The organism is Mesorhizobium sp. M1E.F.Ca.ET.063.01.1.1 (assembly GCF_003998155.1).
In the GTDB taxonomy this organism is placed as follows: Bacteria; Pseudomonadota; Alphaproteobacteria; order Rhizobiales; family Rhizobiaceae; genus Mesorhizobium.
In genome coordinates, this window is record NZ_RZSC01000120.1 from 1 (window position 1) to 11733 (window position 11733).

Annotated in this window: 11 protein-coding genes; 9 read left to right on the forward strand and 2 right to left on the reverse strand. The window is 62.8% G+C overall.

The features are described from left to right. A partial coding sequence (locus EOA29_RS11885; protein WP_145969661.1) for a MerR family DNA-binding transcriptional regulator occupies positions 1 to 344 on the reverse strand: 344 nt, incomplete at its 3' end. Between the two features lie 143 nt (positions 345 to 487). Beyond that, a complete protein-coding gene (gene mgtE / locus EOA29_RS11890) occupies positions 488 to 1921 on the reverse strand; it encodes a magnesium transporter (RefSeq protein ID WP_126093233.1) in 1434 nt (477 codons plus the stop codon). Between the two features lie 396 nt (positions 1922 to 2317). On the opposite strand from mgtE, the gene EOA29_RS11895 reads away from it, so the two are divergent. The 9 genes from EOA29_RS11895 to EOA29_RS11935 all read left to right on the forward strand — a co-directional run bounded on the left by EOA29_RS11895 (position 2318) and on the right by EOA29_RS11935 (position 11725). Continuing rightward, positions 2318 to 2941, forward strand: a complete 624-nt coding sequence (locus tag EOA29_RS11895; RefSeq protein WP_126093232.1) for a response regulator transcription factor — start codon at positions 2318 to 2320, stop codon at positions 2939 to 2941. A gap of 121 nt (positions 2942 to 3062) precedes the next feature. Further along, positions 3063 to 4253 (forward strand): aminotransferase class V-fold PLP-dependent enzyme, encoded by a 1191-nt coding sequence (locus EOA29_RS11900; protein WP_127220929.1) that lies wholly within the window; start codon positions 3063 to 3065, stop codon positions 4251 to 4253. Positions 4254 to 4263: 10 nt separating this feature from the next. Beyond that, positions 4264 to 5226, forward strand: a complete 963-nt coding sequence (locus EOA29_RS11905) for a CoA ester lyase (RefSeq protein WP_127220930.1) — start codon at positions 4264 to 4266, stop codon at positions 5224 to 5226. Positions 5227 to 5245: 19 nt separating this feature from the next. Continuing rightward, entirely contained in the window at positions 5246 to 6430 is a 1185-nt protein-coding gene (locus tag EOA29_RS11910; RefSeq protein WP_127220931.1) for a malate--CoA ligase subunit beta, read from the forward strand. Between the two features lie 14 nt (positions 6431 to 6444). Next, on the forward strand, positions 6445 to 7344 hold the full coding sequence (sucD, locus tag EOA29_RS11915) for a succinate--CoA ligase subunit alpha (RefSeq protein ID WP_126089987.1): 900 nt from the start codon (positions 6445 to 6447) through the stop codon (positions 7342 to 7344). A 52-nt stretch (positions 7345 to 7396) separates the two neighbouring features. After that, entirely contained in the window at positions 7397 to 8365 is a 969-nt protein-coding gene (locus EOA29_RS11920; RefSeq protein ID WP_126089986.1) for a D-glycerate dehydrogenase, read from the forward strand. Next, a complete protein-coding gene (locus tag EOA29_RS11925) occupies positions 8365 to 9669 on the forward strand; it encodes a DUF4147 domain-containing protein (protein WP_127220932.1) in 1305 nt (434 codons plus the stop codon). Before EOA29_RS11920 ends, EOA29_RS11925 begins: the two co-directional genes overlap by 1 nt. 189 nt (positions 9670 to 9858) lie before the next feature. Further along, positions 9859 to 10533, forward strand: coding sequence for an XRE family transcriptional regulator (locus EOA29_RS11930; protein WP_245464913.1), 675 nt, complete (start codon positions 9859 to 9861; stop codon positions 10531 to 10533). A gap of 295 nt (positions 10534 to 10828) precedes the next feature. Beyond that, positions 10829 to 11725, forward strand: coding sequence for a glutamine amidotransferase (locus tag EOA29_RS11935; protein ID WP_126089983.1), 897 nt, complete (start codon positions 10829 to 10831; stop codon positions 11723 to 11725). The last annotated feature ends 8 nt before the right edge of the window (positions 11726 to 11733 follow it).

The following is an 11733-nucleotide window of genomic DNA, read 5'->3' on the forward strand; positions in this document are numbered from 1 at the left end:
TCCTCGGCCTGGTCGAGCTCGGCGAGCGTTTCTTCCAGGTCGCGCCGCTTCTGCCTGAGATCCTCGCGCTTTTCCTCGATGCGCTTGATCATCAGCTTGAGCTGGCCGACCTCGCCGGGCGGCTCCTTGTACATCTGGATGATCTCGCGGATCTCGGCGATCGAGAAGCCGAGTCGCTTTCCGCGCATGATCTGACGGATGAGATGCCGGTCGGAGGGGCGGAACAGCCGCGTGCGTCCGCGCCTGATCGGCTGCACCAGCCCTTCGTCCTCGTAGAAACGCAACGTCCGCGTCGACACGTCGAATTCGCGCGTCAGCTCGGTGATCGTGTAATATTCCCGCATTCTCGCTCCCACGCCCAAACGTCCAGGCATCGCCACGCAGGAGCGTCGCCCTTCCCTCCTATCAAACCCCGTCTTGCGCCGGAATCGGCACATGACCCCGAGATAACGTCGCACGGCATTTACGTAAAAGTCAATTAAGATGCCTATCCGGCTCGCTCGCCCAGGTGCAACCACCATGTGGCGAGGCTGAGGAAGGCGAGGAAGCCGATAACGTCGGTGATCATTGTCGTGAAGATCGAGGACGAAATTGCCGGATCGGCACCGAGCTTGTCGAGAAACAGTGGGATGAGGATGCCGCCGAGTGCCGCGGCCAACATATTGAGGATCATCGCCGCGGCGATGACGAAACCGAGGTCGGGATTGTGAAACCAGATGCCGGCGACCAGACCGAGGATGGTCGCAATGATCCCGCCGTTGAGCAGGCCGACCATGACCTCGCGGCGAATGACGCGGCCGGCATTGTAGATATCGAGGTCGCGCGTGGCGAGCGCGCGCACGGTCACCGTCATCGTCTGGGTGCCGGCATTGCCGCCCAGTGAGGCGACGATCGGCATCAGTGCGGCAAGCGCCACCATTTCCTCGATCGTCGCGCCGAACACGCTGATCACCGAGGCCGAGATGAAGGCCGTGCCAAGATTGACCAGCAGCCATGGAACGCGCGAGCGCGATGTCGCCGCGATGGTATCCGACAGCTCTTCGTCGCCGACGCCGCCCATGCGCAAGAGGTCTTCCTCCGCTTCCTGCTGGATGACGTCGACCACGTCGTCGATGGTGAGCACGCCGACCAGCCTCTCGTTCTCATCGACCACGGCGGCCGAGAGCAGATCGTACTGCTCGAACTCCCGCGCCGCCTCTTCCTGATCCATGGTGGCAGGGATGGCATGTCGCGTCTCGTGCATCACATCCTCGACCTTGACCGCGCGCTTGGTGCGCAGGATCTGGTCGAGGTCGATGGCGCCGAGCAGCTTGAAGCTCGGGTCGATGACGAAGATCTGGCTGAAGCGGTCCGGAAGGTTCTTGTCCTCGCGCATGTAGTCGATGGTCTGGCCGATGGTCCAGAACGGCGGCACGGCGACGAACTCCGTCTGCATGCGCCGGCCGGCCGTCTCTTCCGGATAGTCGAGCGCGCGCCTGAGCCTGATGCGCTCGGTGAACGGCAGTTGCGACAGGATCTCGTCCTGGTCCTCCTGGTCGAGGTCCTCCAGGATGTAGACGGCGTCGTCGGAATCGAGTTCCTGCACCGCCTGCGCGATCTGCTCGTTGGGCAGGTTGTCGACGATATCGAGGCGGATAGCCTCGTCGACCTCGGTCAGCGCGGAGAAGTCGAAATCGGAACCCAGCAACTCGACCAGGGCCCGGCGCTGTTCGGGATGCAGCGCCTCTAGCAGATCGCCCAGTTCGGACTGATGCAGGTCGTCGACTTCACGCTTCAGGGTCAGCGTGTCGCGGTCGGCGATCGCCGCGCCGATCTGGGCGAGGAAGGAAGAACGGACGGCCCCATCCTCGCCATAGATGTCGGCGTAGTGCTCCTCGGCGGCCCTGGCGCCGGTCGTCGTCTCTATGTCCTGGCCTTCCACCAGCGCCTCCCGCCAACAGGAATCCGGAAAGGGTGCGAATCACGTCTAGAGCATGATCCCGAAAAGTGGAAACCGCATTTCGGGAAAATCCGATGCCAACGCGGCAGATAGGGCCGTGATGCGATTCGTCTTGCGAAATCGTTGCGCTAGCACGCGGAATATTCAGCGAAATATGCGCCGTGACGCCTTCGACGCGACCTGATGGCAGGGCAATTTTCGGCTTCAGGCGACGCGACAGCGCATGTCGCTGCGGAAAGAGCGCCGCCGCGCCGTTGGGGCAGAATTGTCATCATAGCAGGTCCAGAAGGCCTGCAGACGGCGCAAGATCGACAGGACAATCGGCAGGCCTTGAACCTCAAGTCCCGGAAAACGAACGAAGCAGTTGGCTCGAGGCGCGTGCGCGTCGTCGTTGCCGAGCGCAATCCGCTCGTTGTGTCGGCGCTCCGCGAAATGCTGGAATGCGATGGGCGTTTCGAGCTGGTGAGCTCCGTTCAGAGCGGCGCGCAATTCCTCGAGCTGGCGGCGAACACCAGGTTCGATGTCGCCGTGATCGGCTGGAAGCTCGCCGACATGGACGGCGCCGACATTCTGGCGGAAGTCCAGAATCGCAAGCTCGATGTTCGCGTCACGGTGTTCTCCAACGACCACGACATCGGCATCCTGAAGCAATGCGTGCGGTTGGGCGCCCAGGGCTACTGCTTCCAGTTCGACGACCCGTCGATCATCTTCGAGACGATCCTGGCGGTCGCGCATGGGCGGATCTGCATTCCTTACATCGACATCAACAAGGTCAACGACACGCCGCTGTCGCAGCTCACCGTGCGTGAGCGCGAGCTGCTTGCGGTGCTGTCCGATGGCTGGACCAATCTCCAGATCGCGACCCGGACCGGGATCTCGGAGAACACGGTAAAGTACCATCTCAAGAATCTCTACGACAAGCTCGACGTGCGCAACCGCGCCATGGCCGTCGCGCTCTATGCGAACGAGAAGCGCCGCACCTCCAAATCGCCTTTCGGGTAGGCGGACCGGGTAGGTCCGCCCTACCCGCCCGTGGCGACAACTTACCCGGCAAGGTGTTGTTGCGACACGCCGCGCGAACGACACTCCCCTGACAATCCCAAACGATCGGAGGAGTTCGCGCATGGCCGGGTTTACCCATCTTTTCATCCCAGGACCGACCAATATTCCGGAGGAAGTCCGGCAGGCCATGAACCTGCCGATGGAAGACATGCGCGCCGCTTCCTTCCCCAATCTCACGCTGCCGCTGTTCGAGGACATCAAAAAGGTCTTCAAGAACGAGACCGGCCGCGTCTTCATCTACCCCTCGTCAGGCACCGGCGCCTGGGAAGCGGCGATGACCAACGTGCTCAGCCCCGGCGACCGGGTGCTGATGTCGCGCTTCGGGCAGTTCTCGCATCTGTGGGTCGACATGGCCGAGCGTCTTGGCTTCGAGGTCGACGTCATCGACTGCGAATGGGGAACGGGCGTCCCGCTCGACCTCTATGCGGAAAGGCTCCGCGCGGACAAGGCGCATCGCATCAAGGCGGTGTTCTGCACCCAGAACGAAACCGCGACCGGTGTCACCAGCGACGTCGCCGGCTGCCGCGCCGCGCTCGATGCAACGAACCACCCTGCCCTTCTCTTCGTCGACGGGGTCTCGTCGATCGGCTCGATCGACTTCCGCCAGGAGGAATGGGGCGTCGACTGCGCGGTCAGCGGCTCGCAGAAGGGCTTCATGCTGCCGGCCGGACTCGGCTTCCTGTCGGTCAGCAAGAAGGCGCTCGCCGCGTCGCGGGTGGCAACCCACCGGCGCTGCTACTTCTCCTTCGAGGACATGATCCGCGCCAACGATACCGGCTACTTCCCCTACACGCCCGCCACGCAATTGCTGCGCGGCCTGCGCGCCTCGCTCGATCTCATCGCCGAGGAAGGCCTGGACAACATCTTCGCCCGCCACCATCGCCTGGCGGAAGGCGTGCGCAAGGCGGTCGACGCCTGGGGGCTGAAGCTGTGCGCCAAGGCACCGCAATGGCATTCCGATACGGTGAGCGCCATCCTGGTGCCGGAAGGCATCGACAGCGCCGAAGTCGTCAAGCGCGCCTACCGCGCCTACCAGACCTCGCTCGGCGGCGGCCTCAACAAGGTGGCCGGCAAGGTCTTCCGCATCGGCCATCTCGGCTGGCTGAACGAGGTGATGGTGCTTGCATCGCTCTCCGCCGCCGAACTGGCGCTGCTCGACTGCGGTGTCCGCCTGGCGCCGGGTTCGGGCGTGGCGGCCGCGATCGAGCATTTCAGGCGCACCGCCGCGATGCCGGTCGCCGAGGCGGCGTGAGGAGCGGACGATGAGCCACACCATCAACCACCTCAAGAAACTGAGGCTGCAGCGCAGCGAACTGGCCGTTCCGGGCTCGAGCCCGGAAATGATCGACAAGGCGGCGAACAGCGCCGCCGACTTCGTCTTCCTCGACATCGAGGACGCTGTCGCGCCGCCCGACAAGGAGCGCGCCCGCAAGAACATCATTCAGGCGCTCAACGACATCGACTGGCGCGCCAAGGGCAAGACAGTCTCGGTGCGGATCAACGGCCTCGACACCCATTATATGTACTGCGACGTGGTCGACGTGATGGAACAGGCCGGCGACCGGCTGGACACGATCCTGGTGCCGAAGGTCGGCGTTCCCGCCGACCTCTATATGGTCGAAGCGCTGGTCAACCAGATCGAGATGGCCAATGGTTTTAAGACCCGCGTCGGCCTCGAAGCCCTGATCGAGACGGCGCTGGGCATGGCCAATGTCGAGGCGATCGCCGCCACGCCCGGCCGGCTGGAGGCAATGCATTTCGGCGTCGCCGACTATGCCGCCAGCAACAAGGCGCGCACCGTCAACATCGGCGGGCTGAACCCCGACTATCCCGGCGACCAGTGGCATTTCGCCCTGTCGCGGATGACGGTCGCATGCCGAGCCTACGGCCTGCGCGCCATCGACGGACCGTTCGGCGATTTCTCTGATCCGGAAGGTTACACGGCGGCTGCGAGACGCGCGGCTGCCCTCGGCATCGAAGGCAAATGGGCGATCCATCCCTCGCAGATCGCTTTGGCCAACGACGTGTTCTCGCCGCCGGAAAAGGAGGTCACGCGTGCCAGGCGCATCCTCGAAGTGCTCAAAGAAGCCGAGGCGCTCGGCAAGGGTGCCGCGGCACTCGACGGCAAGATGATCGACGCCGCGTCCGAACGCATGGCGCGCAACGTGCTGGTGGTGAGCGAGGCGATCGAGCGCGCCGGCCAGGCACAGGCAGCAGCCCACTGAAAGTTTTCGGGAGGATAGAATGGACATTCATGAATACCAGGCCAAAGAACTGCTCGCCCGCCACGGCGTGCATGTGCCGCGCGGCGGCCTCGCCTACAGCCCTGAGCAGGCGACCTACCGGGCGCGCGAGATCGGCGGCTCGAAATGGGTGCTGAAGGCGCAGGTTCATTCCGGCGCGCGCGGCAAGGCCGGCGGCATCAAGCTCTGCTCCAATGACGAGGAGATCTCCAACGCGGCGGAGGCCATGCTCGGCCGCAAGCTGGTGACGCAACAGACCGGCCCGCGCGGCAAGCTGATCTCGCGGCTCTATCTCGAAGAGGCGGTCGACATCGCCCAGGAGCTCTATCTCGGCTTCGTGCTCGACCGCAAGGAAGAGCGCGTCATGATCGTGGCATCGGCCGCCGGCGGTATGGAGATCGAGGACATCTCCGAAAAGAAGCCGAATTCGATCATCCGCGCCACGGTCGATCCCGGCGTCGGCATGCAGGGCTTCCAGGCGCGCGAGATCGCCTTCGGCCTCGGGCTTGAAAGCAATCTGATCGGCAAGGCCACCGAAACCATCCTCGGCTGCTACCAGGTGTTCCGCGACTACGACGCCTCGATGCTGGAGATCAATCCGCTGGTGGTGACCCGCGACGGCAACCTGGTCGCGCTCGATGCAAAAATGTCGTTCGACGAGAACGCGCTGTTTCGCCGACCGGAAATCTCGGAGCTGCGCGACAAGAGCCAGGAAGACCCGCGCGAGACCTTCGCCAGCGACCGCGGCCTCTCCTATGTCGGCCTCGACGGCAATATCGGCTGCATCATCAACGGCGCCGGTCTCGCCATGGCGACGATGGACATGATCAAGATCGCCGGCGGCGAGCCGGCCAACTTCCTCGACATCGGCGGCGGCGCCTCGCCCGAGCGGGTGGCGAAATCCTTCCGCGCCGTGCTCGGCGACAAGAATGTCGAGATCATCCTGGTCAACATCTTCGCCGGCATCAACCGCTGCGACTGGGTGGCCGAAGGCGTCATCAAGGCGATCCGCGAGGTCGGCGTCGACGTGCCGCTGGTAGTGCGGCTCTCCGGCACCAAGGTCGAGGAGGGACGCAAGATCCTGGCCGAATCTGGCGAGGCGGTAATCGTCGCCGACACGCTCGCCGAAGCCGCCGAAAAGGCCGTCGCCGCCTGGCGCGAAGCCGCCAAGAAAAAAGCAGCCTGAGGGAGGTCGAGAAAATGGCAATCCTGCTCAACCGCAGCACGCGCGTCATCGTCCAGGGTTTTACCGGCAAGATCGGCAGCTTCCATGCCGAGGACATGAAGCGTTACGGCACCAAGCTGGTCGGCGGCGTCACCCCCGGCAAGGGCGGCCAGACGCATCTCGGCCTGCCCGTCTTCAACACCGTCAAGGGCGCGGTGCGCGAGACCCGCGCCGAGGCCAGCATCGTCTTCGTGCCGCCGCCCTTCGCCGCCGATTCGATCATGGAAGCGGCGGATGCCGGCATCAAGCTTTGCGTGTGCATCACCGACGGCATCCCCTCGCAAGACATGATGCAGGTCAAGCGCTACATGCGCCGCTACCGCTTCGAGGACCGCATGCGCCTCGTCGGGCCGAACTGCGCCGGCGTCATCACGCCCGGACAGGCGCTGATGGGCATCATGCCCGGCAGCATCTATCTCCCCGGCCGCGTCGGCATCGTCGGCCGCTCCGGCACGCTCGGCTACGAGGCCGCTTCGCAGATGAAGGCGCTGGGCATCGGTGTGTCGACCAGCGTCGGCATCGGCGGCGATCCGATCAACGGTTCGTCCTTCAAGGACATCCTGGAACTGTTCGAGCAGGACGACGAAACCGACGCCGTGGTGATGATCGGCGAGATCGGCGGACCGCAGGAGGTCGAGGCTGCCGAATGGGCCAGGCACAACATGACGAAGCCGCTGATTGCCTACATCGCCGGGCTTTCGGCACCGAAGGGGCGCCGCATGGGCCATGCCGGCGCCATCATCTCGGCCTTCGGCGAGTCGGCGCAGGAGAAGGTCGAGATCCTGAAGGACGCCGGCGTCGTCATCGTGCCGACGCCGGCCGCATTTGGCTCGACCATCGCGAACGTGCTTGGGCAACGGAAAAAGGTTGCCTGACCGGTTCTGAAGCGGCGTTAACGATCATCCTTCCGTTGATGAGGGGATTCAGATGAGACCACGCGTCATAGTCACGCGCCGCTGGCCCGCGGCCGTCGAGCAGGTACTTGCTGAGCGGTTCGACGCAACGCTCAATCGGTATGATACGCCGCTGACTTCCAATGAGCTCAGGGCTGCGTTCCGGGATTTTGAAGCGATTTTGCCGACTGTCAGTGACAATTTGTCGGCGTCTGTCTTCCCTGAAACCAAGGTTCGAACCAAGGTCATTGCCAATTTCGGCGTCGGCTTCAGTCATATCGATATCGACGCTGCACGCAGGCACGAGATCGCCGTGACCAACACTCCCGGCGTGCTGACCGATTGCACTGCCGACATCGCCATGTGCCTGATGCTTTCGGTCGCTCGTCGGGCGGGCGAGGGCGAACGTCAGTTGCGCGCCGGCGAATGGCCCGGTTGGTGTCCGACGCACATGATCGGCTCGAAGGTCTCCGGCAAAACGCTTGGGATCATTGGAATGGGCCGGATCGGCAAAGCGACCGCCCAACGCGCGCGGTTCGGCTTCGGCATGAACGTGGTCTTTTACAATCGCTCGAAAGTGGACGACGAAGAAATCGTTGCCATGGGAGCCAGACAACTGTCGAGCGTGGAGGAGGTGCTGGCACAGGCGGACTTCGTGTCGCTTCACTGTCCTGGCGGCACTGAGAACCGGCACCTTATCAATGCTTCCCGCCTGGCTGCGATGAAACGTGGCGCCTTTCTCATCAACACCGCCCGCGGTGACGTGGTCGACCAAAACGCCTTGATCGAAGCGCTAAGGCGCGGCGAGATCGCCGGTGCCGGGCTCGACGTTTTTGACGGCGAACCTCAAATTCCAGAGCCGCTGAAGCATATGGAAAACGTCGTGCTTTTGCCGCACCTCGGCAGTGCTACCAAGGAGACCCGGGTGGCCATGGGAATGCAGGCAGTGGAGAATCTGGTCGCGTTCTTCGACGGGCGCCCGGTGCCGGATCGGGTCGTGTGATGAGCCTCGACAGCTCGGCTTCCTCCTGGGTTGAGCTGCGGATGCAGGCGTTCCAGCTGTTTCGCCAAGGCATTGCCGCATCCGATCCCGAGGCGGCGGTCGCGTCCGCCTTGAAAGCAAGAGAGTCCGACATCGCCGCCGCTCGCGGCGTCATCCTGATTGCCTTGGGCAAAGCGGCGTGCCTGATGACAGGGACGGCGCTGCGTTTCGTCGGGGACAAACTGCGCAGGGCGTGCGTGGTCACCAGTCGCGAAAACGTGTTGGACATCGAGGGCATTGAGGTCATTGTCGGCGGTCATCCGTTGCCTGACGAGGGAAGCCTCGAAGCCGGCAGGGCGATTGAAGAGGCCGTGCGCTCGGCGTCGCCTGAGGACCTCATGCTGCTACTGATTAGTGGCGGGGGCTCAGCCCTCGTCTGCGCGCCTGCGCCGGGTATTTCACTTGCCGATAAGGTGGCACTCAACGAAGCCCTGGTTCGTTGTGGCGCCGACATTTCCGAAATCAATGCTGTAAGACAGATCTTCTCAAGACTGAAGGGCGGGCGTCTCGCGGAACTGACGTCAGGCGCCAAGACGCTGTCGCTGGTACTCTCGGACGTGCCCGGCGACGATGTCGCCACAATCGCTAGCGGGCCTACGGCAAAGCCCGCGACCGGTGTTTCCGACGCCGTCATTGTTCTTCGACGTCACAACCTGCTTAAGGTGCTTCCCGCGATTATGCGCAGGCAACTGGACGATCTGGTTGCTGGCGAAGATCGCGCATGTGCGAGCTTTGATCATGTCGAAAATGTCGTGATCGGCAGCAACGCCATCAGCCTGCAGCGCATGATGGATAGCGCCAAAGAGCGCTATTTCACGGTCATCAAGGCCGCCGACTGGCTGAACGGAGATGTTTCGGAGGCGGCCCATGCTCTTCACGGCCTCGCCCTGGTCACGGCGAGACACGAGGGGCCGGTGGCAATCGTCGCCGGAGGAGAGACGACTGTGAGGGTACGCGGAAGCGGGAGAGGCGGGCGCAACCAGGAACTGGCTCTTCGGTTTGCCCTTCTAAATGAACGACAACCGATCCGGCGTCCATGGGTCTTTCTCAGTGGTGGCACCGACGGTCGGGACGGACCGACAGACGCGGCGGGCGCCCTTGTCGATCCCGGATCAACAGAACGGATGCGCCGGCATGGCTGCAAGCCAGAAGCCCATCTGAGAAACAACGATTCCTACCCTGCATTGGCGACTTCAGGCGATTTGCTTCTCACGGGGCCGACCGGGACAAATGTCGCCGACCTGCAAATACTGCTGATGAAATAGCCTCAGCAGCCGTGGGCGCTCAGGCGTCGCCTTCTCGTCAATTATCCTGAGTTGTATCCTCAGCTAAAGATGTTTACTGTTGGTAAAATGAATCAACCAACGGCAGTGAACATGGCGACGGCTAAGGCGGGTAAAATGCAGGCGGTAAAGGCGGAGAAGAAGGGCGGCAAGGTGCTGACTCCGGTTAAAATGGCAGGACCGGTAATCGCCAGCTCTCCGCCGCCGCCACGCGGCAAGCCTCTCAGCCAGGATCCCCACGCCGTTCGCGACACGCGCGAGAACGTGCTCGAGGTTGCGATCGGCCACGAGGTTCGCGCCTTTCGCAAGAAACTGGGCATCACCGTTGCCGATCTCGCCGTCACCACGGGTCTTTCGGTCGGCATGCTGTCCAAGATCGAGAACGGCATCACCTCGCCGTCATTGACCACGCTGCAGGCGCTATCGCGCGCGCTGGGCGTGCCGGTGACTGCATTTTTTCGCGGTTTTGAGGAAGAGCGCAAGGCCGTCTTCGTCAAAGCGGGATCGGGCGTGGATGTCGAACGACGCGGTACGCGTGCCGGACACCAGTATACGTTGCTGGGCCATATCGGTTCGGATTCGAGCGGAGTTGTCGTCGAACCCTATCTCATTACGCTGACAGAAGACTCCGATGTCTTCCCGACCTTCCAGCATGACGGCATGGAATTCCTCTACATGCTGGAAGGCGAGGTCGTGTATCGCCACGGCAACAATCTTTACCGGATGACGCCGGGTGATAGTCTGTTCTTCGACGCCGACGCGCCGCACGGTCCAGAAGAATTGACGCATTTGCCGATGCGATATTTGTCAATCATCTCTTATCCCCACGGGCGCGGAAACGGCTGACGTAATCCGCCGTTCATTCCAACACTGGCTATGGATGCGTGGGCTGCGCAGGCGCCGTCGCGTGTCCAGCTTCGCGCGTCAAACCTACGCGCCGTCATCTGCCGCTCTTTGAGTTGCCCTGCGGCAGACGTCACGGATCTCCGCCAGACCGGTGGCTTTCAACGCGAGGGTCCGGATCTTAACCGGTTCCTACGAGTTTGTGTTTTTCTAGAGGAAAAAAAAATTCATGACAGTTGAATTGCAGTGGGGAACCTGCTAGCCTCCATGTCAGGTAACAACCAATGGAGGTGACGGGATGTGTGGGATTGTTGGACTGTTCCTGAAAGACAAATCGCTTGAACCCAAGTTAGGCGCTCTGCTGTCGGAAATGCTGGTCTCGTTGACCGACAGGGGGCCGGACAGCGCCGGCATAGCTATCTATGACAGTGGAGCGGCCGGGCACGGCAAGATCACCATCCAGTCATCGACCCCCAAGGCTGATTTCGAAGGGCTCGAAGTCGAACTCAGCAAGAAGATCGGGGCCAAGGTCTCGTCGATCGTGAAGTCGACCCATGCCGTCCTCGATGTCCCCGCTGACAAGCTCGAGGAAGCCCGCGCTGCGATCGCCGAGCTACGTCCAAATGTGCGCCTCATGGGCGTCGGCGAGGCGATCGAGATCTACAAGGAAGTCGGTCTGCCGGCCGACGTGGTCAAGCGGTTCGACCTGGCCAGGATGGGTGGCAGCCACGGCATCGGTCACACACGCATGGCGACCGAGTCCGCCGTTACCACGCTGGGCGCGCATCCCTTCTCGACCGGCCCGGATCAGTGCCTTGTGCATAACGGCTCGCTCTCGAACCACAACAATCTTCGCCGCGAGCTGATCCGCGACGGAATGCGCTTCGAGACCGAGAACGACACCGAAGTCGCGGCCGCCTACCTCTCGTCCAAGATCGCTCACGGGCAGAATCTCGGCGAGGCGCTGCAAAGCAGCCTGGACGACCTCGACGGCTTCTTCACCTTCGTCGTCGGCACCAAGAACGGCTTCGGCGTCGTGCGCGATCCGATCGCCTGCAAGCCCGCTGTCATGGCCGAGACCGACCAGTATGTCGCCTTCGGTTCGGAATATCGCGCATTGGCGAATCTGCCTGGCATTGAGGAAGCCAGGGTTTGGGAACCGGAGCCGTCCACCGTCTATTTCTGGGAGCACTGAGGATCATG